This is a genomic window from Clavibacter sp. GW821-FHT01D01, from assembly GCF_059422605.1.
Window position 1 is genome coordinate 110,470 of the sequence record NZ_JBWKXC010000009.1, and the last position, 24,726, is coordinate 135,195.

Sequence of the window (24,726 nt, forward strand, 5' to 3'; positions counted from 1 at the left end):
ATCCGGGGCGCTGGTGCGGGCTCCGTCGCCCGCGGGTCGTGCGGCGGATCAGTCGCCCGTGGAGCAGGGCACCTGCGTGATGTCCGACTCCAGGGGCCGCACGAGCGGCGTGTGCCGCACCTCGAGCGGTCCGGCGTCGTCGGACGCGGGCATGGTGAAGGTGACCTCGACGGTCTTGGTGTCCTGCGGCGCGAGCTCGGTGCGGATGCGGATCATGCCGCGCCCCATGTCGGTGCCGCGGGCCTCCTCGGTGGTGAGGTCGGCCTCGGTGGACCAGCCCGTGACGGTGGAGCCGACCGGCCCGTAGACCAGCAGGTCGTCGAACTGGCGGCCCTTGGCCTGGCCGTCGAGGCCCGTGACGTAGCGCGGCAGGCTCGTGGCGGCGTCCAGCGGCGCGATGCTCGTCATGTCCACGGACACCGTGTAAGTGGTGGTGTCGCCGCACGTCTCCGCCTGGATGCGGGATCCGGAGCGCAGGTAGTAGCTCATCTTGGATCCGGTGCCGATGTCGTTGAAGTACAGGCCGATGGCCGTCTGCTCGGCGTTGTCGTCCGGCAGCGCGCCGCTGAGCGGCCCGCCCTCGATGAGGGCCTGCTCCTCCGGCACCGTGCTCCACATGAGCAGGCGCCGCTCGTCGATGGCCCGGTCGAGCGCCGTGACGAGGGGCACCACGGGCGGGGTGTCGGTGACGAGCTTCGCGAAGATCGTGCTGGCCGCGCTCGCGAAGTAGCGGTCCTGCTCGAGGTAGTCGGGGTACTGGCTGTAGACGGCGCCGAGGAGGGTGGGCACCGCGTTCTCGGCGTTCAGCTCGTCGCCCGTGGCGAGCGTGATCGGGCCGGTCGCCTCCAGGAGGTAGCTGAGCGCGATCGGGTCGAACGACAGCACGCCGTCGACCCGGTCGCCGATGTAGCGCTCCCAGTACGACTTGGCGAGGGCGCCCGATGTGGGGAAGTCCGGGAACATGGTGATGTTCTGCTCGAACCGGTCGGAGCGCGGCTCCACGAGGCGGACGGTCTCGTCGGGCACGTCGCCCTGGCGGACGTTCCGCGGGAAGTCGTTGCTCGACGCCTGGTCCGCGATCCGCACGCTGCCGTCCTCGACGGTCAGCAGCACCAGCGCCGCGGGGTTGCCGCCGGTGGAGCGCACCTCGGCGTTGTTCTGGAACATGAGCAGGTAGTTGCGGGAGCCGTCCGCGCCGAGGAGCGCGGGCAGCATGCCGGTCACCTCGCGGAAGGTGCTCGCGGTCTCCTCGGTGCTCGTGAGGGTGTCGTCCATGAGGTCGACGTCGTTCGCGACCTGCGCCCACAGCGCGTCGCGGTCGATGGTCTCGAGCTCGGCGCGGGCGCCGGCGAGCCCGTCGAACGCGGTGTCGACGGTCTGGCCGAGGGAGCGGATCCCGTCGAGGTCGATGCGCCCGAGCACGGGGGTGAACGCGGAGAGCGACACCTCGGTGGCGGGGGTGACGACGTCGGTGGCGAGCCGGTCGGTGGTGCCGGCGAGCACGCGGGCGGCGTGGATGTTCGGGCCCGCGAACGGCACCCACTCGTACGCGGCGAGCACGCCGTCGTCGGCGGCCTCGGCGGCCTTCGCCGTGTGGTCGCGGAGCTCGGCGGCGCCCGCCTTCGCGGCGTCGACGTCGCCCGCCAGGAGCGCGGCCTGCACCTGGTCGGAGAGCGGGAGCGCCTCGCGCAGCTCGCCCTGCACGGTGTCGACGCGCGGGAGGATCAGCGCGGCCGAGACGGCGGTGCCGATGACGGCGACGCCGAGGACGCCCACGGGGATCCAGAGGCGCTTGCGCTTCCAGAGCGGGCGCCGGGCGCGGGATCGGTCGCGGTCGTCGCGGCGGCCGCGGTGGCCGCGGGAGCCGTCGGCGCCGTCGGACGGGGGGAGGATGCCGTCGATGCCCGTCACCGCTCCGGCGTCCAGGACCCGGCCGGCCGGCCCGCCGGGAACGCCCGGCCGTTGCCGATCGCGGGACGCGCCTCGTCCGCCGTGCCCGTGCCCGGGCCGAAGCCGTACCCGTAGCCCGTGCCCGCGCCGACGAGCGCGCGCTCGCGCTCGGCGGCGGACGCGTTCTCGTCGACCACGGGGACCGGCGCGCTGAGCGGGCCGGTGACCTGCTTGCGCGTGGACGCGATCCAGAAGAAGACGAGGAGGATCACGAGCGACGCGATGCTCGTCGACATGCCCTGGTACGCGTCGCCGCGGATGAGGGAGAACAGGTACGGGGTGACGACGACCGCGATCGCGGCGCCGAGGAGGCCCCGGCGGCGCATGCGCGCGCGGATGAAGAGGCTCGCCACGAGGCCGAGGAGCGCGCCGACGGCGACGACCCCGGGGATCCCGAAGTTGCTGAACGCCTCGCCGATGGCCGACAGGCTCGTCTCGACGCGGTTGACGCCGTAGAAGCGGGGCACGTACGTGGACGTGAACCACGTGTTGCCGCCGCCGAACGGCTTGTCCTCCCACAGTCCGCGGGGGATGAACCAGGCGGGCACGGCCGCGTAGGTCGCGCCCCACTGGTAGACGAAGTCGGGCATCGCGGCCACCTCGTTGAGGCGGATGAGCACGTCGAACGGCCGGGTCTCGATGCCGCTGGTGAGGCGGTCGAGCAGCACGCCCAGCGGGTCCTGCGTGAGGCGGTCGAGCGAGCGGCCGTTGTCGAACGTGGACTCGCGGATGACGATCGAGTAGACCATCGCGACCACGGCCGTGACGCCGCCGATGAGGGCGATGCTGCGGAAGCGGAACGGCTTCGGGCCGACCTGCTTGAGGATCAGGAACGGCAGGAACACGCCGATGATGAGCGGACCGCGGCCTCCCGCGGAGCCGGCGCAGACGACGAGCACGAGGACGGCGAGCAGGTTGACCCAGTTCCAGGCCTCGAGGCCCTTCTGCCGGCGCGCGAGCACGTTGTAGACGATGGCGATCTGCACGGGGATGTAGGAGAGGCCGATGAACGACTTGCCGGAGAGGAAGTCGCTCCGGTTGGCGAGGCCCGTCGTGTACGCCTGGATGCCGCCCGAGCTGAGCACCAGGTACACGAGGAGGCCGAGGGCCACGACCGCGGAGATGACCACGAGCGCCTGCGACACGGACGTGTTGAACACGCGCTGCCAGCGCACCTGCGCGTCGGCGTCGACGAGCGCGGGGCCGCCGGCGAGCGCGTTGGCCTCGAGCGCCTTCGCGTCCTCGCCGCCGCGGGCGATCCGGCGGGCCTCGCGGGCCACCGAGTAGTAGTAGACGACGTAGAACGCCGAGAAGAAGATGAGCGCCTCGATGAGCGCCGAGCTCGCCGCGAGCTGCAGCGTGGGGGAGAAGAAGCGCGTGTCGGCGATGGCGCCGGGGCTCGTCTCCGTGCTGTTGGCGACCGTGAGCGGCCGGAGGACGAACAGGAGGAGGCCCGTGGCCGCGACGATGCCGCCGGGGGTCAGCGGGTCGCCGTTGGAGACGGTCTCCTTGACGAGGACGCCCACGAGCAGGATCGCGAGCACCGCGATCATGAACGGGTAGGACAGCTCGTTGCCGAGGAGCGCGACGCCGCCGAGGGCGGCGAGGACGGTGAGCGCCACGGCGGCCGCGAAGACCGCCGGGGTCGCTAGGCGGTACGTCGGACCCATGAAGTCATCTCCTCGAATGCCGCGTCCAGGCGGGCTATGGCTGCGACGAGGGCCGTCGCCGTGGTGGATGCGGTGCCGGCGTCGGCCGACCCCGCGATGGCGGTGCGGACCGCCCGGTCGAGGTCGGGCTCCGTGCGCGTCCCGAACTCGGCCACGAACGCCCCGACCTTGGTGGCCCCGCCGACGGCGACCACGGGCGTCGACAGCATCGTACCCAGGTACATGGCGTGCATACGAGAGGCGATGACCACCTCGCGGTCGGCCATGAGCTCCGCCGCGCGGCGCCAGCCGTGGTCGCCGGGCTCGGTGGTGAGGCGGGCGCGCACCTCGGGGTGCAGCGCGCCGGCGTCGGAGTCGTCGCCCTGGTCCATCGAGACGAAGACGACCTCGCCGAACCGGGCCTCGAGGGCGGCGACGTGGTCGGGGGTCGCCTGCGGGGAGTGCTTCGCGTTGAGCGCCACGACCGCGCCGCGGCGGCGGTCGGCGGGGGCGGCGAGCTCCGCCAGCTCGGGCGCGGCGAAGAGGCTGACGTCGGCGGCGACCTGCACGGGCGCCTTCGAGTAGCCGACCGCGCGGCCCGCGGAGTCGGGGTCGCGGGTCCAGACGCGGGCCGCGTCGAGCCCGCCGCGGAGGGCGAGGCGGGCGCGGCGCCGGGAGACGGGGTCCGCGCCGACGCCGAACACCGCGAGCGGGGTCCGCGACGTGCGGGCGATGAGGCCGGTGACGGCCATGAGGCGCGGCAGGCCCGCGAAGGGCCGGTCCGGCTGGTCGTCGGCGAGGAGCGTGCCGCCGCCCACGACGACCGCGTCGACGCGGCGCACGAGGTCGGCCAGGGCGCGGACCCCGGAGACGCGGGCGCGCTCCTCGGTGGAGTCCCGGCGGGCGGCCTGCCCGAAGTCGGCGATCACGGTCTCGTGCCCGGCCCGGCGGAGGCGCTCGGAGAGCGCGTCGGTCAGGAAGGCGTCCCCGAGGTTCTGGGGGTGGCCGGACGCGAGCGTGCGGTCGGCGGAGACGATGAGGGTCCTCATGCGTCCTCCTTCCTGCGGTGGCGGATGAGGAGCGCCCCGATGGCGGCGCTCAGGACGAGCTCGCTGGCGAGCGTGACGCCGGCGAGGAGGGCGGGGCCGGCGGTGAGCGCGGCGACGAGGGTGAGGACCACGGCGACGACGCCCGTGACGATGGTCGCGGTGAGCCGCACCCGGATGAGGCCCGAGCCCATCGCGTAGGCCATGAGTGCGTAGTTGCCGAACTTGGGGGCGACGGAGAGGAGGATCACGAGGAACACCACCTGGTCGAACGCGTCGCCGCCGAAGACCTGCTCGACGGGCTCGCGGAGGAGCGCGATGATGCCGGCGAGCACCAGGCCGCCGAGCGCGAAGCGCCACCAGTACGCGCGGGCCGGGCGGGCGGCGGCGCGGATGCGGGGGATCAGCTGCTGCGAGAGCGTGGCCGGCACGACCTCGAGGGGCTGCACGACCCGGTAGGCGAGGGCGAGCGGCGTGACGGCGTCGACCCCGAGGATCGCCGTGCCGAGCACGAGCGGCGCCTGCGAGTACAGGGCGCTCAGCGAGCCGGACAGGCCGAACTCGAGGATCTGCGGGAACACGCGCACCGGCTCGTCGCTCGTCGTCGCGAGGCCGCGGCGCACGGTGATCCAGGTGCCGGCGGTCACGACGAGGGAGACGAGCGGGAAGGCGAGCAGCACGAGGATCTCGGGCAGGAGCACCGCGACGACGAGCGGCACGGCCTTGAGCACGACGAGCGCGAGGTCGGGGAAGGCGTAGGAGGCGTCGCGGCGGCCGACGAGCAGGGGCGCGCGGATGGTGCGGGTGAGCGAGTCGAGCACCTGGCTGACGCCGAGGGCGACGAGCACGAGGACGGCCTCGCCGGGGATCGTCGTGGCCGCGGCGACCGTGAGGACGACGGCGACGGCGGCGCCCAGCGAGCCGAGGCCCGCGTGGAAGGCGACCGCGCGCGCGTGCACGCCGCGGGTGAGCCGCGTGCGCGGCAGCGACAGCAGGAAGTTCGCCGCCCCCGAGTCCGTGATGATCGCGAACGAGCTCAGCAGCGCGAAGCCCGTGACGAGCGCGTTGCCCGCGGACCCGTCCGAGAGGCGCGTGAGGACCACGAGCAGCACCAGCTGGAGCACGCGCGTGAGCCCTGCCGCACCCGTGGGGAGCAGCAGCCCGAGACGACGGATCATCGCGTCCCGATGCTCTGGTAGGCGTCGTGGACGGTGCGGGCGCTGGTGCGCCAGTCGAATCGGGAGGTGACGGCGCGGCGGATGCGCTCGGCCTCGTCCTCGGCGAGCGGCGGCGCGGCGGCGAGCCGGGCGAGGGCCTCCGTGATCGCGGAGACGTCGGCGGGGGAGAAGTAGTCGGCGTCGGCGCCGCAGATCCAGTGGAAGACGGGGATGTCGGAGACCGCGAGCCGCGCCCCCGCGACCATCGCCTCCACGAGCGGCAGGCCGAAGCCCTCGGCGAGGCTCGGGAACACGACGCCGCGCGATGCCGCGTAGAGCACGGCGAGCTCGTCGTCGGTCACGTACCCGGCCAGCCGGATGTCGTCGGACTCGGCCATGTCGACGTCGCCGAAGACGGCGCTCTTGGCGCCGACGAGCACGAGGGGCGCGGCGGCCCGGGTCTCGGCGGGCAGGGCGAGGTACGCCTCGGACAGGCGCTGGAGGTTCTTGCGCGGGTCCATGCTGCCGACCGCGAGCAGGTAGCCGCCGTCGGTCACGCCGTACTTGGCGAGCACGCGGGCGCGCTCCTCGGCACCGCGCGGCTCCCCGAACACGGGGCTCGGCGCGTTGGGCGCCACCACCACGGGCGCGCTCGAGAGGCCGAGCTCGCGGACCTGCTCTGCGACGGGCTCGCTGACGGTGACGATCACCCGGGCGTCGCGCAGGTTCGCCTTCAGCAGCGGCACGTGCGTCACGACGTACTCGCGGCTGTACCACTCGGGGTTCGTGAGCACGAAGAGGTCGTGCACGACCACGATGTGGCGGCGGTGCACGAGCGGCGCGCGGCTCGTGAGCGACAGGAGGACGTCCTGGCGCGTGATCCAGGGGAGGGTGGTCTGCACCCAGAGCCAGCTGCGGGCCCCGGAGGACGCGATGCGCTCGGAGGGCGTGGCGCGCGTGACGCCCCGCTGCCCCTCGAGGGCGCGGGCGATCTCGACCGCGTAGCGCTGCTGGCCGGTGATCCGCTGCCCTGCGTAGGCCTCGTTGACGACGAGCCGGCGCATCAGGCGGCCGCCCCGTCGAGGCGGGCCCCGTCGTGGCGGACCCAGGTGGCGACGCGGCGCTCGAAGACGGACGCGTCGAAGTCGGCCGACCGGCGGACGCTGGCGGCCGGGTCGAGCGCGGCGGCGCGTGCCACGGCGTCGGCGAGTCCGGCGCCCTCCCAGTCGTGGACGTGCACGCCGGTGACGCCGTCGACGACGCTCTCGGTCGCGCCGCCGACGTCGCTGACCAGCACGCGGGCGCCCGCGGCCATGGCCTCGACGGGCATGATCCCGAAGTCCTCGACGGCGGGGAACACGTAGGCGAGCGACCGCTGGTACAGCGTGTAGAGGAGCGCGTCCGAGGGGCGCGGGATCACGGTGACGGGCACGCGCGCGGCCGCGGCCTGCGCCTGCAGCTCGTCGGCCAGCGGACCGGATCCGGCGAGCACGACGGGGACTCCTGCCGCCTCGCCCGCGCGGATGGCGAGGTCGAGGCGCTTGTACGGCACGAAGCGGCTCGCACCGAGCAGGAACTGCTCCGGCAGCGCTGCCGCGAGCTCGGCGTCGGAACCCGTCAGGGTGTCCTGCCAGGAGGCGGTGGCGCGGATCTCGGTGGCGTCGACCGGCGGGTGGATCACCTGCGCGTCCACGTCCCACGCGGCGCGGATGCGCGCCTGCACGAACGCGCTGTTGGCGGCGAACTCGGCGTGCGACGACTGCGCGCGGCGCCGGTCGAGGGCGCGGAGCGGGGGAGCGGCGGCCTTGACGAGCGGGTTCGCGCCGCGCTGGTCGAGGTCCGGCGTCCAGAGGTAGCGCGCGGGGCTGTGCACGTACACGTGCTGCCGGGTGGAGCGGTCACCGTGCCCGAGGTGGTGCGCGAACAGGTGGGAGCTCGACAGCGTCCACTCGTAGGCGCCGAGGTCGAGCGAGCTCCAGGTGAGGGGCATGAACGGCAGCGCCAGGGGCTTCCGGCGGCGCAGCGGTGTGCGCGCGATCCAGCTCTCCCGAACGGGCCGGTCGCCGTAGCGGCCCGGGTCGTCGTTCCAGAGGGTGAAGAGGTCGGCGTCGGGGAAGGCGTGCGCGAAGGCGTCGAACACCTTCTCGGATCCGCCCGACCTCTCGATCCACTCCTGGACCAGCAGCCCCGCCATCAGACGGCCCCGTCCGCGCCGAAGACCGCCTTGAACGTGCGGGCCAGGATGATGATGTCGCCCGTGAGCGACCAGTTCTCGACGTAGTACAGGTCGAGGCGGATGGCGTCCTCCCACGACAGCGACGACCGGCCGGAGACCTGCCAGAGGCCGGACATGCCGGGCTTGATGAGGAGGCGTCGACGCGCCGCGCTGTCGTAGAGCGCGACCTCGCCCTCGCGCTGCGGGCGCGGGCCGATGAGGCTCATGGAGCCGAGGAGCACGTTGAGGAACTGGGGCAGCTCGTCGAGCGAGTAGCGGCGGAGGACGCCGCCGACCTTCGTGATGCGCGGGTCGTCGGTGACCTTGAACAGGGGGGTGTCGGCCGTGCCCTGCTGCTCCAGCAGCGCGAACAGCTCCGCGTCGGCGTTCATGCGCATCGAGCGGAACTTGAGCATGTGGAACGGCTCGCCGTTCAGGCCGATGCGCTCCTGCTTGTAGAAGACGTCGCCCTTGCTGGTGGCCTTGATGAGGATCGCGAGGATCAGGAAGACGGGGCTCAGCACGACGAGCGTGATGCCCGACACGACGATGTCGAACAGGCGCTTGGAGAGCAGCTTCCGGCCCTCGAAGCGCGGCGTCTCCACGTGGATGAGGGGGAGGCCGGCGACGGGGCGCGTGTGGATGCGGGGGCCGCCGATGTCGGTGAGGCCGGGCGCCATGACGAGGTGGTGGCGGCCGGGCTCGAGCGACCAGCTGAGCTCGCGGATCCGCTCGGGGGGGCAGCTCGTCGCTGGAGGTGATCACGAGGGTGTCGGCGCCGAGGCGCTCGAGCTCCAGGAGGGCGTCGTCGGCGTCGCCGACCACGGGCACGTCGAGCCCGGGGAGGCGGGACGGACGGGCGTCGCCGGTGAGGCACGCGCCGACCACGCGGTAGCCCGCCTTGGGCGCGCGGGCGAGGGTCGTCGCCGTGTGGGTGGTGCTCTCGAGGGAGCCGACCAGCAGGATCAGCGAGGAGAACTCGCCGCGGCGGCGCTGCGCCGACAGCCACACGCGCCAGAGCGCGCGGGACAGCAGCAGCAGCACGAGGCCGAGCGGGAGGCCGGTGACGATGTAGCCGCGGGCCAGGTCGATCTTCACGAGGAACGCGACGATGGCGATGATGCCGAACAGCCGCAGCGTGGCGTCGGCCACCTGCTTGTACTCCTGCGTGCCCGTGCCGACGATCCGGTAGTCGCGGGTGCTGTAGACGCTGAGGACGAAGAGCCAGGCCAGGACCAGCACGACCGACACCATCGTGTAGGTGACCGCGACGTCGGGCGCGTTGCCGCCGAGGTCGACGGTGCCGGCGGTGGTGCCGAACCACAGGAACTGCACGCCGAAGGTCGTGAGGATGATGACGATCGCGTCGCTCAGCGCCAGGCGCCGGGCGTAGACGACCCGCCAGCGCGACCCCTCCTGGGCCTCGTCCGTGCGTCGTGTCTGTTGCGTGTCCACTGGTCCCCCGGGGCAGGCGGCTCCGATCGGGAGCCGGTGGTGTCTGATGGAGCGTCGTGCGCTCGCGTGTGCGGTGGCGGGCGGGCGGTCAGCCCCGTAGGCGGGGCGCGTCCGTGCGGGTCACGGCCCGCACCGACTCGAGGATCGACTCGATGGCGCCGCCGGCCTGCTCGCCGGAGGCGTCGTAGGTGGCCTGGGAGCGGCGGTACGGGTCGACCACGTCGTAGTCGTCCTCGTGCGCGGGCGGCAGGGTCACGCCCCGCTGCGCCGCGACGAGCGGGATGAGCGCCCGGAGCTGCGCCGGCACGTCGCCGTCGCAGGCGATGTGCTTCTCGTCCCCGGTCACCTCGACGAGGTGCTCGAAGAGCGCGGCGAACTCGCGGATGGTGAAGGTGAAGCGGTTGGCGCGGGGCACCGCGCGCACGACGGCGCTGCGGTGCTCGCGGGCCATGGTGAGCACCAGGTCGACGCCCTGGATGATGCCGGGCGTCAGGAAGCGCGCCTGGTGCTCGCTCGGGTCCCCGCCGTAGCGGACGGAGAGCTCCGCGGCCTGCTCGGGCATGCGCTGGCCCTCGGCCGCGATCGTGCCGGCGCTGGTGAAGCGCACGACCGAGTCGGCCTCGCCGGCGTCGCCGCCGAAGATGGCCCGGACGCGCGCCCGCAGCACCTGCTCGGCGAGCGCGGATCGGCAGATGTTGCCCGAGCAGACGAACAGGACGCGGAACGAGCCGTCGTCGACGCTCTCGGAGGATGCGTCGCCGAGGGCCGCGCGTGCGGCCCTGCGGCTCGTGGGGGGGAGTTCCGACATGGAGGGGAGCTACGCCTTGATCTTCTCGATGGGCGCCTTGGTCTTCTGGCCGTCCTCGTCCTCCGTGTACCCGTACCCGTAGCCGTAGTGGCCGTAGCCGTACGCGTCCGGGCCCTTGGTGGGGAGCATGGTGATGACGAGGCCGAGCACGTCCGCGCCCACGTTGGTGAGGTTGGCGATGGCGCTCTTCAGCTGGGTGCGGTGCGTGCGGCCCGCGGCGACGACGATGATCGCGCCGCCGGCGTTCTTGGACAGGATCGCCGCGTCGGTGACGGGGAGCAGCGGCGGGGCGTCGATGAGCACCACGTCGTAGCGCGCCTCGAGGTCCTGCAGCAGGCGGGCCATGCCCTGCGAGCCGAGCAGCTCGGACGGGTTCGGGGGGATCTGGCCGGCGGGGAGGATCGAGAGCATGCCCGAGCCCCAGGGCTGGATGACGTCCTCGATCTCGGCGCGGCCGATGAGGATGTCGGTGAGGCCCACGGCGCCCTCGAGGCCCATGTAGGACGCGAGGCGCGGACGGCGGAGGTCGGCGTCGATGAGGACGACCTTGATGCCGGAGTCGGCCAGGGCCAGCGCGAGGTTCGAGCTGGTGGTCGACTTGCCCTCGCCCTGGATGGAGGAGGTGATGACGAAGCTGCGCGAGCGGCCGCCGAACTCCAGGAACTGGAGGTTCGTGCGGAGGCTGCGGAAGGACTCCGCACGGGGGCTGCGCGGGTCGTCCTGGACGATGAGCGGGCGCTCGGTCGCCTTCGGGTCGTACGCGATGCCGCCGAGGATGGGCTTCGTGGTGACGAGCTCGACGTCGCGCTCTCCGCGGATGCGGTTGTCGAGCGTCTCGCGGAGCAGGCTCACGCCCATGCCGACGAGGAGGCCGATGATGGCGCCGACGATGATGTTGACGGGCAGGTTCGGCGACGACGGCGACTCGGGGATCTCCGCCTGCTCGAGCTGCGTGATTTGCACCTGCGGGGTGCCCTCGATGGTCTCGGGGACGAGGTTGCCGACGACGGTGGTGAGGCTCGCGCCGATCGCGTCGGCGAGCGTGGCCGCGTCCTGGCGGTTCTGGTCCTTGACGGTGATGTCGATGATCGTGGTGTCGAGCGGCGCGGAGGCGCGGACCGACTCGGCCAGCTCGCGCGACGTGACGTCGAGCCCGAACTCGTCGATGACGGGCTGGAGCACGGCGCGGGTCGTGACGACGTCCGCGTAGCTCTTCACCGCCTGGGTGATGAAGTTGTTGCCCTGCTGGAGGTCCTGAACGCTGCCCGAGCTGCTCTGGGCGACGTACATCTTGGTGGACGCCTCGTACTCAGGGGTCTGGATGAGGGAGAAGGCCGCCGCGGCGCCGACCCCGACCAGGAGCGTCAGGATGATGAGCACCGCGCCCCTACGCAGCATCCGAATGAAGTCACGGAGCGCCATAACTAAGAACCCTTCCCCAAAAGCACACAGGCGCGGAGTGTCCGCATACGTGGGATATCCACAGCCTCGGCTGTCTATCATCACACAGCCCACGGGTGCCCACGGCAGCCCGGGACGCCCCCGTCCGGGGCATGGTAGGCCCTCTGACGCCCTGTTAGGGTCGCTCCTACAGCAGTGCTGCACGGCGGTACACGAGTGAGTAGGGACGAGAGCCATGAGCTCGCAGACATTTCGCCGGGGTACTCCCGTGCTTCCCGACCCGTCGGAGCTCCGCTCCGCACCGGACGACAAGAACCCCCCGCCCGCGGGGGATTCGACCGTCACGGTGAACCGCGGGTTCCGCCCGGACGTCGAGGGCCTCCGCGCCCTCGCGGTGATCGCGGTGATCGTCGACCACCTCTTCGACTGGCCCTCCGGGGGCTTCGTCGGCGTCGACGTCTTCTTCGTCATCAGCGGGTTCCTCATCACGGGCCTCCTGCTGAAGGAGTACGAGCGCACCAAGACGATCTCGTTCGTCGACTTCTACAAGCGCCGCGTCCGCCGCATCATGCCGGCCGCGCTGCTCGTGCTCGTGGTGACGTCGGCCGTCTCGTTCCTCGTCTTCAACGTGGTGCGCGCGCAGGCCAGCCTCTGGGACGCGATCTGGTCGGCCCTGTTCGTCGCCAACTGGCACTTCGCCAGCGCCGGCACCGACTACTTCGCGGCCGACGGGCCCATCTCGCCCTTCCGCCACTACTGGTCGCTGTCGGTCGAGGAGCAGTTCTACGTCGTCTGGCCCGTGCTGATCTTCCTGGTCATCGCGTTCGCCCGCCGCCGCACGCCCAAGAACCGCGTCAAGCGCGCCCGCGTCTTCACCCAGACGATCGGCATCACGGTCGGCGTCCTGATCGTCGCGTCGCTCGCCTGGGGCTTCTACGAGACCTCGGCCCGCCCGACCGTCGCGTACTTCTCCACCTTCTCCCGCGCGTGGGAGCTCGGCATCGGCGCGCTCCTCGCGATCTTCGCCGCGCGGATCTCCACGCTGCCGGCCGCCCTCCGCCCGGTCCTCGGCTACGTGGGCCTCGCGGGCATCGTCGCGTCGTTCTTCCTCATCGCCGGCGACACCGCCTTCCCGGTCCCCTCCGGCCTGCTCCCGGTCGTCGCGACCGCGCTCGTCATCGCGTCCGGCATCGGCGGCGTGTCCAAGGCCATGGTGCCCATCACGAACCCGGTCACCACCTACATCGGGCGCCTGTCGTTCTCCCTCTACCTCTGGCACTTCCCGGCGATCATCCTGCTGGCGTCGCTTCTCGGCGCCGGCACGCTCGAGTTCTACGGCGCCGCCATCGGCGCGACGCTCGTGCTCGCCATCGCGTCCTTCCACCTGGTCGAGGACCCCATTCGCCGCTCCAGCTGGCTCGACCCCAAGAAGGCCGGACGCCGGTCCTCGGCCGCGCAGCTGAAGCTGACCGTCGCGGCGCTGTCCGTGGTCGCGGTCGCGGTCGTCGGCGTCGTCGCCGTGGCCGTCGTGCGCGAGGAGCCGAGCGGCGGCAGCGTCATCGGCGGCGGCACGCCCAGCACGGGCGGCACGGCCGCGCCCGTCGAGGCCACCGGCACCGCCCTCGCGACCCGCGCCGAGCAGATCACGGCCGCCCTCGGGGCGGACGAGTGGCCGGCGCTGGACCCCGCCGTGGAGTCGTTCGGCGACTTCGGCCGCGACGTCATCGCGCCCGAGTGGGCGAAGGACGGCTGCCTCGGCGCCGACCTCGCCAAGGAGAAGGACGCGATCGCGAACGCCGACCACTGCGTCTACGGCAACGCCGAGGCGGGCCCCGAGAAGACCGCGGTCATCTTCGGCGACTCCCTCGCGATCAGCTACGCGCCCATGCTCCGCTCGAGCCTCGGCGACGACTGGAAGGTGCGGGTGCTCACCATGGCCCGCTGCCCCGCGTCGACCGTCACGAGCACGGACACCGACGGCTCCGAGTACACGGAGTGCACGGACTTCCGGAACTGGGCCATCGGCCAGATGCAGGAGACCAAGCCCGCGCTCATCCTCATGAGCGAGGCCGTCGACAACTCGTACCTGTCGAGCGACGCCACGGGTGGCGCCGCCGACCGCGAGTGGCAGGCCGGCGCGCTCACCACGATGGGGGCCCTGAAGACGGCCTCCTCCAACGTGATCGTCCTGTCCCGTCCGCCGGCAGCCACGGCCCTCGTGGAGTGCAAGACGCCGACGAGCTCGCCCAACGACTGCCAGTCGACGGTCTCGCCGTCCTTCATCAGCCACGCCCGCACCATGCAGGCCGCGGCGGAGGAGGTCGGTGCGCCGGTCCAGTTCATCAACACGCAGGGCTGGTTCTGCAGCCAGGGCACGTGCCCGGCGTTCGTCAACGGGATCCCCGTGCGCGGCGACACGTCGCACCTGACGGCCCGCCAGTCGCAGGACCTGGCGCCGATCATGTCGGACATCCTCGCGCCGCTCGGCCTCGGGGCGGCCCCGGCCGCCGGCTGATCCGCCGCACCACCGCACGCCACGACGGGCGCTCCTCCTCACGGGAGGGGCGCCCGTCGTCGTGCGGGTGCTTCGTGCGGCCGCTGCCCGCGGCCTCCGTGTGCGGGGGGGGGGCGGGCGACCTCGTCATGCCCTCGGCCGACAGGGCGGGCCGGCCCCGCGGTCCCCGAGCGCCCATCCGCGGGCGCGGGCGCAGGCGCAGGCGCGGGCGCGGTCCGGCCCCGGACCCCGGTCGACGGTCCCGTCCGTCGTCCGCGCGCCCGGTCCGCCGGCCGCGGTGCGGGGAGCGTGCGAGGATTCGTCAGCCGCGGCTCGGCGAGGGCCCGGGCGCGGCGGCTCGTGGCCGGGACGTCACGGCGGATCGCAAGGCGTGACCCGGGAGGCCCGCCCGGACGGCGTGACCGGGGAGGCCCGCCCGGACGGCGTGGTCGGAGATCCACGCGGACGGCGCCGATGGCACCGTCGACCGCGCTCCAGCGCCCTGCCGCGAGCGCAGCGCACTGCCCCGGGCGCGCGCACCCGGCGGCGGGATCAGGCCCGCGGGGCCTTCGCGTCCGCGGAGCGGCTCGTGAGGCGCCGCGCGACGCCGATGAACGGCACCTCCACGAAGCGGTGCACGAGCCAGGAGACGACGAGCGTGAGGGCGATGGCGGCGATCACGCGCACGATCCCCTCGGGCACGTCGACGGCGCGCATGACGCGGTAGGCGAGCGGGTGCAGCAGGTAGGCGGCGTAGGAGATCGCGCCCAGCCAGATCAGCACGCGCGAGTGCGCGGCCTGACGTGACGCGTAGAACGCGAAGAACAGGCCGAGGCCGAGGAGGAAGGACACGGAGTAGTCGAAGGGCGGCCACGTGGCGTCCTGCCCGCCGTTGAGGTACGTGAAGAGCGGCACGCCCACGACGCCGGCGACGAGGAGGCCCTTCCAGGCGCTGGAGCCGTCGCGGTCGCGCAGGTGGATCGCGTGGCCGAGGGAGGCCGTGTAGAGCAGCAGCGGCAGGGTCCAGGGGAGCTCCCGCTCGAGCACCCGCCCGGCGATCGCCGCGGCGACGAAGCCCGCGAGCCAGACGTAGCCCATGACGACGCTCCGGTCGAGGCGGCCCAGGAGCTTCGCCACGAGGGACTGCCCGTAGAAGATGAGCTCGATGCCGAGGGTCCAGGCGGTCGGCACGATCGTGTAGATGCCGACGGCGCCCTGCACCATGAGGACGTTGGCCATGATGGTCAGCGGTCCGCCGAGCTCGCCGTCGCCGGTGGTCGCGACCCAGAGCATCATGAGCCCCAGCACCAGCCAGTAGAGGGGGAACAGCCGGTACACGCGGCGCACGAGGAACGTGCGGGTGTCCTGGCGCTGGAGGCTCAGCGGGATGACGTACCCGCTCACCAGGAAGAACGCGACGACGCCCACGCGCCCGGCGTCGACCCACTGTCGGCTGAAGTCCTCGAAGGCGGGGTACTCGGCGGCGATGAGGTGCTGGAGCACCACGATGAACGACGCGACGCCGCGGACCGCCTCGAGGAACTCGATCTTGCGACCGGTCTCGCTCTTCACTGTCACGGTGCTGGTCACGCGGCGCTCTCCTCTGGTGCGGGCGCCACGTCCCGCGGCACCGCTTCGACCCTAACCGCCGGGTCGCCGGCGGCAGGACGGGGGGATGCCCCTACTTCTGGGCGGACTCGTCGAGGACCTCGGTGCGCACGAACCTGCGCACCTCCGCGCCCATCAGCTTGTAGCCCGTCATGTTGGTGTGGATGCCGTCGCGGAAGAACTCGGTCCGCCACTTGTCGTCCTTGTTCGTGAGGTTCACCCACGGGTCGAAGTAGTGGAAGCCCTGGGCGTCCGCGAACTCCTCGAGGTGGGCGTTCACCTGCGGCGGCGTCTCGGGGGAGGCGTTCTGCGGCGGGATGCCGAGGATCACCGTCTCCTTCGGCGCGAGCTTCCCCACCGTCTCCAGGATGTCGGTGTCGAGCTGCGTGTCCGGGATGCCGGCGAGGCGGTTGTTGGTGCCGATCATGATGAGCGCGACGTCCACGTCCTCGACGGTGGGCGTGTTCGCGGCCATGAACGTGCTCGTGGCGCCGTCGTTGCCCCAGCCGCCGGCGAAGGTCAGCGGGTCGCCCACGACGTAGTCGACGTAGGCCATGCCCTGGTCGATGCCCTGGGGCAGGGTGCCGACGAAGCCGTTGGTGTTCGAGTCGCCCATGACGACGATGCGCACCATGTCCTCGGGCGCGGTGGTCGCCGACGCGCTCGGCGCCGGCTCGGCCTCCGTCGCGGTGGGCGTGGGCTGCGGGTTGCCGCTGGTGCACCCGGCGAGCAGGAGGACGGCGGCGAGGGCGGTGACGGCGCCCCGGGCCATGCGACGTGCGGGCATAGGTGTTCATCCGATCGGTGGAGGGATCCGCGGCAGCGGCGAGCCGGTGACCCCGTCAGCCGCTGCGATCACGGGGTCGCTCGGAACCCATTGTGCCATGCGGCGTTCGGCGGGCCCGCGGGCGGTGGGCGCGGCGCGATCCCCGGGAGGTCGTGGTGCGGGTCCTGGGCGCCCGCCGCGCGGCGTGCGGGAGCCGGCGGATCAGGCGGTGCGCGCGAGCCGGACGAGCGCCTGCACGGCCGCGTGGTCCGAGGGGGAACGGCCCTCGAACGTGTACGGGTTGATGGCCGAGTCGACCACCTCCACGCCCGTTCCCGCGAGGATCCAGTCGATGCGCTCGCCCTCCGGGACGGGGTCGCCGTAGGCGGTGAAGGTGCCGATGCCGGGCGTCGCGTGGTGCGCGGCCGTGGTCCACGTGTCGGCCAGCCCCGCGTCGCGCGTGAGGATGTCGTACGCCGCCGACTCCTCGGCCGGCGCGTTGAAGTCGCCCGTGACGACGACGGGCGCGCCGGACGCGACCTCCTGCAGGCGCTCGGTGATGAGGTCGGCGCTCTTCACGCGCGCCAGCTCCGACTCGTGGTCGAGGTGCGTGTTGAGGTGCACGAACTCGGCGCCGCTGCGGCGGTCGCGGAAGCGCGCCCACGTGGCGATGCGGGTCGTGGTGCAGCCCCACGAGCGCGAGCCGATGAGCTCGGGCAGGTCGGAGAGCCAGAACTGGTCCCACGCGACGACGTCGAGGCGGCGCTCGTCGTAGAAGATCGCGCTGTACTCGCCGCCGGAGCCGCCGTCGCGGCCGTAGCCGAGCATGCGGTGGTGGGGGAGGGCGCGGGCGATGGCGGGGAGCTGCCGCGCGAGGGCCTCCTGCACGCCGAGGACGGTGGGCTGCTCGAGCTCCAGGAAGCGGGCGAGGACCGGCTCGCGGTCGCCCCAGTGGTCGGGGTCCCCCGGCTCGGTGCCGGCGCGGGCCAGGCGGATGTTGCAGGTCATGACGTGCACGAGGTCGCCCTCGGCCGAGCCGATGGTCGCCTGCTGGGGCAGGGCGGGAGCGGCGGGTGCCGCTGCCGCCGGCCGAGACGGAGGGGGGTCGGCCTCCGCGGTCCCGTCCGGGCCGTCCGTCGTGGTCGTCGTCTCGTCCGCGCGCGGGCGCTCGAGGAGCGCCGTGCCTGAGCCGCGGGTGGGGCGCCCGACGCCCGGATCCGATGATCCGGCACCGTCGAACAGGTCGCGTCGGCTGAATCCGCCGCTGGCCATCATGGAGATCTCCTCGGGTCGCACGTGTCTCGCATGATCAGCCTGCGCCCGTCGGGACGATCGGGTGCCCAACGGGACGTGGCGGATGCGTGAACTGCACGCACAGGTCTACGCGAGGGGTGCGGGGATGGCAACCCGATGGCGGCGTGTCGGCCCCGCGCGGAGGGATCCGCCAGCCGGCGCAGGGCCCGCGGACGGACGCGCGCGCCGTCGGCGGCGGCCGACGGCGCGCGGATCGGCGCGGAGCGGGCGTCAGCCCAGGTGCTCCGCGAGGAAGTCGGTGAGCGCGCGCCACGAGCGGCGCTCGGCCCGGTCCTGGTACTGGGCGCCGTGGTCGGGCGAGTCGACGCCCGGCACCGAGAACGCGTGCATCGCCCCGCTGTACGTGACGACCTGCCAGTCGATCGCGGGACGCGTGCGCATCTCGGCCTGGAAGGCGGCGACCCGGTCGTCCGGGACCATGGGGTCGTCCGCGCCCGTGAGGACCAGCAGCGCCGCCTCGATCCCGGCGACGTCGGCCGGCTCGTGCACGACGAGGCTGCCGTGCAGGGAGACCGCGGCCTTCACCGGGGCGCCCGCGCGGGCGACCTCGAGCGCGGCGCTCCCGCCGAAGCAGTACCCCATCACGGCGATGCGCGCGGGGTCGACGTCGGGCTCGGCGGCGACGCGGTCGATCGCCGCGCGGACCCGGGCGCGCATGAGCGGCAGGTCGGCGTAGTAGGCGCCCGCCACCTCGGCGGCCTCGGACGGGCCGGGGCGCACGTCGCGGCCGTACACGTCGGCCGCGAAGGCCACGTAGCCGAGGCGCGCGAGCATCTGGATCCGCGCGGCGACGTGCCCGCCCACCCCGAACCAGTCGTGGACGACGACCACGGCCGGACGGCGTCCGCCGGCCGACGCGTCGCGCGCGAGGAGCCCCTCGAGCTCGGTGCCCTCGTGGTCGTAGAGCACGGGCCCCATCCGGACGTCGGCGCCCGCGGGCAGCGGCACGCGCTCCGTGAGCTCGGCCAGGGAGGGCGACCACACGGGGGCGGAGGCGTGGTCGGTCATGCGCGTGCCTCCACGGCGGTGCCGAAGCGCGCGGGGAGCGTGGCGCGGTGGATGCCGCGCAGCTCGTCCACGGAGAGGGTGAACAGGCCCTGCAGCTCGAGCCCGGGCGCCTGCGCGTCCGTGACGCCGATGCGCAGCACCGGGTAGCCGCGTCCCTCGCAGAGGCCCTGGAACTTCACGTCGTCCTCGCGGGGCACCGTGACGAGCATGCGGCCGGTGGACTCGGAGAAGAGGGCGGTGGCCGCGTCGACGCCGTCGCGCTGGACGATGCCGTCGAGCCAGACGCGCGCGCCGACGCCGAAGCGCATCACGGACTCCGCGAGCGCCTGGCCGAGGCCGCCGTCCGAGAGGTCGTGCGCGCTGGCGATGAGCGACTGCGTGCCGCCCGCCGCGATGAGCGAGGCGAGGTCGCGCTCCGCGGCGAGGTCGACCACGGGCGGGACGCCGCCGAGGTGGTCGTGCACGGTGCCCGCCCACGCGGATCCGTCGAGCTCCTCGCGCGTGACGCCGAGCAGGTAGATGTTGTCGCCCTCGTCCTGCCAGCCGGACGGGATGCGGCGCGCGACGTCGTCGATCACGCCGAGGACGCCCACGACGGGCGTCGGGTGGATGGCCTGCGTGCCCGTCTGGTTGTAGAGGGACACGTTGCCGCCGGTCACCGGGATCTCGAGCTCGAGGCACCCGTCGGCGAGGCCCTCGACCGTGCGGCTGAACTGCCACATGACCTCGGGGTCCTCGGGGCTGCCGAAGTTGAGGCAGTCGCTGACGGCCACGGGCGTCGCGCCGGAGGCGGCGACGTTGCGGTACGCCTCCGCGAGCGCCAGCTGCGCGCCGCGGTACGGGTCGAGCTGGCAGAAGCGGCCGTTGGCGTCGGTCGCGACCGAGAAGCCCAGCCCGCTCTCCTCGTCGATGCGGACCATGCCCGCGTCGTCCGGGAACGACAGGGCGGTGTTGCCCATGACGTAGCGGTCGTACTGGTCGGTGATCCACGACGCGTCGGCGAGGTTCGGGCTGCCGAGCAGCTGCAGGAACTGGTCGCGGATGTCGTCGGGCGCGGTGGGCCGTGCGAGGCGCGACGCGGAGTCCGCCTGGAGGGCGTCGATCCACGTGGGGTAGGCCACGGGCCGGTCGTAGACGGGACCGTCGACCGCGACCGTGCGCGGCTCGACGTCGACGATGCGCTCGCCGTGGTGGTCGATGACGAGGCGGCCGGTGTCGGTGACCTCGCCGAGGACGCTCGTCTCGACGTCCCACTTCGCGACGACCGCGAGGAAGCCCTCGAGCTTCTCGGGGCTGACGACCGCCATCATGCGCTCCTGGCTCTCCGACATGAGGATCTCCTCGGCCGTGAGCGACGGGTCGCGCAGCAGCACCTCCTCGAGCCGGATGTGCATCCCGCCGTCGCCGTTGGAGGCGAGCTCGCTCGTGGCGCACGAGATGCCGGCGGCGCCCAGGTCCTGGATGCCCTCCACGAGGTCCTCCCGGAAGAGCTCGAGGCAGCACTCGATGAGCACCTTCTCGGCGAACGGGTCGCCCACCTGCACCGCGGGGCGCTTGGTCGGCCCGCCGTCGGCGAAGGTGTCGCTCGCGAGGATGGACGCGCCGCCGATGCCGTCGCCGCCCGTGCGGGCGCCGAACAGCACCACCTTGTTGCCGACGCCGCGGGCGTTGGCGAGGTGGAGGTCCTCGTGGCGGAGGACGCCCACCGCGAGCGCGTTCACGAGCGGGTTGCCCTGGTACACGCGGTCGAAGTAGGTCTCGCCGCCGATGTTCGGCAGCCCCAGGCAGTTCCCGTAAAAGCTGATGCCGGAGACGACGCCGTGCACGACGCGCGCGGTGTCGGGGTCGTCGATGTCGCCGAAGCGGAGCGCGTCCATGACGGCCACGGGCCGGGCGCCCATCGAGATGATGTCGCGCACGATGCCGCCGACGCCGGTCGCGGCGCCCTGGAACGGCTCGATGTAGGAGGGGTGGTTGTGGCTCTCGATCTTGAAGGTGACGGCCCAGCCCTCGCCCACGTCGACGACGCCGGCGTTCTCGCCCATGCCGACCATGAGGTCCTTCCTCATGGACTCGGACACCTTCTGACCGAACTGGCGCAGGTACTTCTTCGAGGACTTGTAGGAGCAGTGCTCGCTCCACATGACCGAGTACATGGCGAGCTCGCCGCTGGTGGGGCGGCGCCCGAGGATCTCCCGGATGCGCAGGTACTCGCCCTCCGTGAGGCCGAGCGCCGCGTACGGCTGCTCCTTCTCCGGGGTGCGCTCGGCCATCTCGACGGTGTCGGCGACGTGGCGGCGAGCGCTCCGTGCGTCCGCTCCCGCGGGGTCGGTGGGGACGGATGCGGGATCGGCGTGGACGCTCACTGCGCGAGGACTCCTTCGAGGACGGACGTGAAGAGGCGGAGGCCGTCGACACCGGAGCGCATGGCGGCCGGGGTGTCCGGTCCGAAGCCCTCCTCGACGGCGTGCTCGGGGTGGGGCATGAGGCCGACGACGTTGCCGCGGGCGTTGGTGATCCCGGCGATGTCGCGCAGGGACCCGTTCGGGTTGCCGCCGAGGTAGCGGAAGGCCACGCGGCCCTCGCCCTCGAGGCGGTCGAGCGTGTCGGCGTCGGCGATGAAGCCGCCCTCGCCGTTCTTCAGCGGGATGGTGATCTCCTCGCCCTCGGAGAACGCGCTCGTCCACGCGGTGGCCGTGGCCTCGACGCGGAGGCGCTGGTCGCGGCAGACGAACGAGCCGGCCTCGTTGCGGATGAGCCCGCCGGGCAGCAGGTGCGCCTCGGTGAGCATCTGGAAGCCGTTGCAGATGCCGAGCACGGGGACGCCGCGCTCGGCCGCGTCCACCACCTCGCGCATGATCGGCGCGAACGCCGCGATGGCGCCGGCGCGCATGTAGTCGCCGTAGCTGAAGCCGCCGGGGAGCACGACCGCGTCGACGCCCTGGAGGTCGTGGTCGCCGTGCCACAGCGCGACGGGGGTGGCGCCCGCGAGACGGACGGCGCGCTGGGCGTCGCGGTCGTCGAGGGATCCCGGGAAGGTGATGACCCCGACGCGCATCAGCGCTGCTCCGCCGCGGCGGAGCCGTGGGGGAGCGGGTGCGCGCCGACGTTCGTGTCGGCGGTGCCGCCGTCGGCGACCGTGTGGTCGTCGGTGACGTTGCCCGTGGCCATGTCGGCCTCGGCGGAGACGCCGAACCCGTCGAGCCCGGCGACGTGCACGCTGATGACGTCCTCGATGACGGAGTTGGACAGCATGTCGGCGGCGAGGGTCTGGACGTCGGCCAGCAGCGCGTCGTCCACCTCGCCCTCGACGGTGAGCTCGAAGCGCTTGCCGATGCGGACGCCGGTGAAGCGGTCCTTGCCGAGGCGGGCGAGGGCGCCGGCCACGGCCTTCCCCTGGGGGTCGAGCAGCTCGGCCTTGGGCATCACTTCGACGACGATCGTGGGCACGATGGATCTCCGGCTTCCTGGAGGCGGGTGGATGCGCTCAGCGTACCGGACGGCCGCGGCCCGCCGGGGTCCGGCGGGCGCGCTCCGGCGGCCGCGTCAGCCGATGGCCTCCGGCAGCAGCTCCACGCGGTAGGCGGCGTCGATGGTCTCGCCGGTCGCCGGGTCCTCGAGCTGCACGTGCCAGCGCGACGCGAACTGGTCGACGCCCGGGACCATCGCGACGGTGCCCGAGATGAGGACGGTGCCGGGCACGCGGAGGCCGCGCTCGGCGAGCACGCCGAGCCAGTGGTCGGGCGTGAGGAGCGCGCCGAGGGTGGAGTCCTGGATCAGCCGCTCATCGCCCTCCTCGCCCACCCAGCCGCGCAGGCGGATCGCGTCGAGGCGGTCGCGCACGTCGGCGAGGCGCCAGGCGCGGCGGCCGAGGACGTCCGGGCCCGCGTTCTTGCTCCACGCGACGCCGTGCACCTCGAGCGCGCGGTCGGTGTGGTCGCACGCGACGGTGAGGAGCACGTCGTCGTCGGTGATGACGAGGGCCCACTCGGCCTCGCCGGAGGTGCGGCCGTGCTGCGCGGGGACGGCGTCCGCCTGCGACGCCAGGTAGGGCGCGACGGGGTAGAGCGCGGGCGTGACCTCGGGGCCGGGGACGCCGAGCTCCGCGAGCTCGGCGATGTGCGCCTGCACCTCGGCCTGGTCGCGGCCCGCGTAGCCGGCGTTGAGGAGGCTGGTGACCTCCACGCTCGTGGTGGATCCGTCGGGCAGCTGGAAGCGCAGGGTGGTCATGGGTCCTCCGATGTGTGTTTCGAGCGTGTGAAGAAAAGCGGATCCGCGCTCCGCGGCCTGGTCGCCGGGGCTCGGTATGCCTACTGTATACAGCAGACCGACCGGGCTACCGGCGGAATCCGCCCCACGGATCCGCCCCCCGGACACGCACCCGAGGAGCCCCATGGCCGACGACCCCACCGCCGCTGCGGCGACCACCGCACCCGCGTCCGGCGCACCGCACGACACCCCGAAGCCGACCCGCCGGGAGCTCGCGAAGGCCTTCACGGCGAGCCTCACCGGCACCTCGCTCGAGTGGTACGACTTCGCCGTCTACTCGGCCGCCAGCGCGGTCGTGTTCCCCGTCGTCTTCTTCCCGTCGTCGGACCCGTACACGGCGACGATCCTCGCGTTCTCCACCTACGCGGTCGGCTACGTGTCGCGCCCCGTCGGCGGGTTCGTCTTCGGACGGCTCGGCGACAAGATCGGCCGCAAGCCCGTCCTCGTCCTCACGCTGCTGCTCATCGGCATCGCCACGTTCCTCATCGGCGTGCTGCCGGGCTACGCGACCATCGGGCTCGCGGCGCCGATCATCCTCGTGCTCCTCCGCTTCGCGCAGGGCGTGGGCGTGGGCGGCGAGTGGGGCGGCGCGGTGCTGCTCTCCAGCGAGTTCGGGGATCCCCGGAGGCGCGGGTTCTGGTCGTCGGCCGCCCAGGTGGGTCCGCCCGCCGGCAACCTGCTCGCCAACGGCGCGCTCGCGCTGCTGACCGTGCTCCTCACCGAGGAGGACTTCCTCGACTGGGGCTGGCGCGTCGCGTTCCTCCTCTCGGCGCTCCTCGTGGCCTTCGGCCTCTGGATCCGCCTGAAGCTCGAGGACACCCCCGTGTTCAAGGCGCTGCAGGAGCGGGGCGACCGCCCGAGCGCGCCCATCTCCGAGGTCTTCCGCACGCAGGCCCGCCCGCTCGTCGCCGCGATCCTCTCCCGCGTCGGCCCCGACGTCCTCTACGCGCTCTTCACGGTCTTCACGCTCACCTACGGCGTCAACTCGCTCGGCTTCGAGCGCAGCCAGGTGCTCGTCGCCGTGCTGGTCGGATCCGCGGTGCAGCTGTTCACCATCCCGTTCGCGGGTGCCGTCAGCGACCGCATCAACCGGCGTGCCCTGTACGCGGCCGCGGCGGTGGGCGCCGCCGTCTGGGCGTACGTCTTCTTCGCCATCACCGACGGCTCGTCGACCTTCGTGCTGGGCGTCGGCATCGTGCTCGGGCTCTTCTTCCACTCCTTCATGTACGGGCCGCAGGCGGCGTACATCATCGAGCAGTTCTCACCGCGGCTGCGCTACACGGGCGCCTCGCTGGCGTACACGATCGCGGGCGTCATCGGCGGGGCCATCGCGCCGCTGATGTTCACGATCATCTACGAGGAGACCGGCAGCTGGGTCGGCATCGCGCTGTACCTCACTGCCGCGGTCGTCCTCACGCTCGTGGGCCTCGCGATGGGCCGCGACTCCGACGTCTCCGAGGACGAGGAGTACGTGCGGACGGGCGCCGAGGGCGTCGCGGCACCGCGGGTCTGACCCCGGCACCGCCGGCGACGCCCGGATCCCCGCGCGGGGGGCCTGTCTCTTCTCCCCATCTGACGCTGCCGAC

At 72.9% G+C, this 24,726-nt stretch carries 18 protein-coding genes and 2 pseudogenes; 2 read left to right on the forward strand and 18 right to left on the reverse strand.

The annotated features are described in order from the left end of the window. Positions 1-48 precede the first annotated feature (48 nt). The 10 genes and pseudogenes from AC07VC_RS12790 to AC07VC_RS12835 form a co-directional block, all read right to left on the reverse strand. A complete protein-coding gene (locus AC07VC_RS12790) occupies positions 49-1,911 on the reverse strand; it encodes a DUF4012 domain-containing protein (protein WP_494675189.1) in 1,863 nt (620 codons plus the stop codon). Then, complete coding sequence (locus AC07VC_RS12795; RefSeq protein ID WP_494675190.1) at positions 1,908-3,620, reverse strand: O-antigen polymerase; 1,713 nt, start codon at positions 3,618-3,620, stop codon at positions 1,908-1,910. The genes AC07VC_RS12790 and AC07VC_RS12795 overlap by 4 nt, the downstream gene beginning before the upstream one ends. Next, positions 3,599-4,648: a polysaccharide pyruvyl transferase family protein gene (locus tag AC07VC_RS12800; RefSeq protein ID WP_494675191.1), complete on the reverse strand. Its 1,050-nt coding sequence runs from the start codon at positions 4,646-4,648 to the stop codon at positions 3,599-3,601. The genes AC07VC_RS12795 and AC07VC_RS12800 overlap by 22 nt, the downstream gene beginning before the upstream one ends. Then, entirely contained in the window at positions 4,645-5,823 is a 1,179-nt protein-coding gene (locus tag AC07VC_RS12805) for a polysaccharide transporter (RefSeq protein ID WP_494675192.1), read from the reverse strand. The genes AC07VC_RS12800 and AC07VC_RS12805 overlap by 4 nt, the downstream gene beginning before the upstream one ends. After that, the gene (locus AC07VC_RS12810; protein WP_317230098.1) at positions 5,820-6,866 is read right to left on the reverse strand and encodes a glycosyltransferase family 4 protein; all 1,047 of its coding nucleotides are present in this window, start codon (positions 6,864-6,866) and stop codon (positions 5,820-5,822) included. Before AC07VC_RS12810 ends, AC07VC_RS12805 begins: the two co-directional genes overlap by 4 nt. Next, complete coding sequence (locus tag AC07VC_RS12815) at positions 6,866-7,996, reverse strand: glycosyltransferase (RefSeq protein WP_494675193.1); 1,131 nt, start codon at positions 7,994-7,996, stop codon at positions 6,866-6,868. The genes AC07VC_RS12810 and AC07VC_RS12815 overlap by 1 nt, the downstream gene beginning before the upstream one ends. Continuing rightward, complete coding sequence (locus tag AC07VC_RS12820) at positions 7,996-8,697, reverse strand: sugar transferase (protein ID WP_494724466.1); 702 nt, start codon at positions 8,695-8,697, stop codon at positions 7,996-7,998. The genes AC07VC_RS12815 and AC07VC_RS12820 overlap by 1 nt, the downstream gene beginning before the upstream one ends. A 145-nt stretch (positions 8,698-8,842) precedes the next feature. Next, positions 8,843-9,271, reverse strand: a pseudogene (locus tag AC07VC_RS12825) (nucleoside-diphosphate sugar epimerase/dehydratase); the annotation flags it as partial. A 289-nt stretch (positions 9,272-9,560) separates the two neighbouring features. Then, positions 9,561-10,280: an arsenate reductase/protein-tyrosine-phosphatase family protein gene (locus AC07VC_RS12830; RefSeq protein WP_317230095.1), complete on the reverse strand. Its 720-nt coding sequence runs from the start codon at positions 10,278-10,280 to the stop codon at positions 9,561-9,563. A 9-nt stretch (positions 10,281-10,289) separates the two neighbouring features. Continuing rightward, positions 10,290-11,702, reverse strand: a complete 1,413-nt coding sequence (locus tag AC07VC_RS12835) for a tyrosine-protein kinase domain-containing protein (protein WP_317230094.1) — start codon at positions 11,700-11,702, stop codon at positions 10,290-10,292. A gap of 247 nt (positions 11,703-11,949) precedes the next feature. Between AC07VC_RS12835 and AC07VC_RS12840 the strand changes: the two genes are divergently transcribed. Further along, positions 11,950-14,196 carry an acyltransferase family protein gene (locus AC07VC_RS12840; RefSeq protein WP_494675194.1) on the forward strand — a complete coding sequence of 749 codons (2,247 nt, stop codon included), beginning with the start codon at positions 11,950-11,952 and terminating at the stop codon, positions 14,194-14,196. Positions 14,197-14,727: 531 nt separating this feature from the next. Here the strand turns inward: AC07VC_RS12840 and AC07VC_RS12845 are convergent. The 8 genes and pseudogenes from AC07VC_RS12845 to AC07VC_RS12880 form a co-directional block, all read right to left on the reverse strand. Then, positions 14,728-15,765, reverse strand: coding sequence for an acyltransferase family protein (locus AC07VC_RS12845; RefSeq protein ID WP_494675195.1), 1,038 nt, complete (start codon positions 15,763-15,765; stop codon positions 14,728-14,730). Between the two features lie 91 nt (positions 15,766-15,856). Further along, complete coding sequence (locus tag AC07VC_RS12850) at positions 15,857-16,570, reverse strand: SGNH/GDSL hydrolase family protein (RefSeq protein ID WP_317229253.1); 714 nt, start codon at positions 16,568-16,570, stop codon at positions 15,857-15,859. A 201-nt stretch (positions 16,571-16,771) separates the two neighbouring features. Next, entirely contained in the window at positions 16,772-17,824 is a 1,053-nt protein-coding gene (locus tag AC07VC_RS12855; RefSeq protein ID WP_317229254.1) for an endonuclease/exonuclease/phosphatase family protein, read from the reverse strand. Between the two features lie 249 nt (positions 17,825-18,073). Continuing rightward, on the reverse strand, positions 18,074-18,871 hold the full coding sequence (locus AC07VC_RS12860; protein WP_494675196.1) for a dienelactone hydrolase family protein: 798 nt from the start codon (positions 18,869-18,871) through the stop codon (positions 18,074-18,076). Beyond that, positions 18,868-21,237: a phosphoribosylformylglycinamidine synthase subunit PurL gene (gene purL, locus AC07VC_RS12865; protein ID WP_494675197.1), complete on the reverse strand. Its 2,370-nt coding sequence runs from the start codon at positions 21,235-21,237 to the stop codon at positions 18,868-18,870. The genes AC07VC_RS12860 and purL overlap by 4 nt, the downstream gene beginning before the upstream one ends. Continuing rightward, complete coding sequence (gene purQ, locus AC07VC_RS12870; protein ID WP_494675198.1) at positions 21,234-21,929, reverse strand: phosphoribosylformylglycinamidine synthase subunit PurQ; 696 nt, start codon at positions 21,927-21,929, stop codon at positions 21,234-21,236. Before purQ ends, purL begins: the two co-directional genes overlap by 4 nt. A gap of 152 nt (positions 21,930-22,081) precedes the next feature. After that, positions 22,082-22,321: pseudogene (purS, locus tag AC07VC_RS12875) on the reverse strand (phosphoribosylformylglycinamidine synthase subunit PurS); the annotation flags it as partial. A gap of 96 nt (positions 22,322-22,417) precedes the next feature. Beyond that, a complete protein-coding gene (locus AC07VC_RS12880) occupies positions 22,418-23,101 on the reverse strand; it encodes a DUF2848 domain-containing protein (protein ID WP_317229258.1) in 684 nt (227 codons plus the stop codon). Between the two features lie 163 nt (positions 23,102-23,264). Between AC07VC_RS12880 and AC07VC_RS12885 the strand changes: the two genes are divergently transcribed. Then, positions 23,265-24,653 (forward strand): MFS transporter, encoded by a 1,389-nt coding sequence (locus AC07VC_RS12885; protein ID WP_094115169.1) that lies wholly within the window; start codon positions 23,265-23,267, stop codon positions 24,651-24,653. The last annotated feature ends 73 nt before the right edge of the window (positions 24,654-24,726 follow it).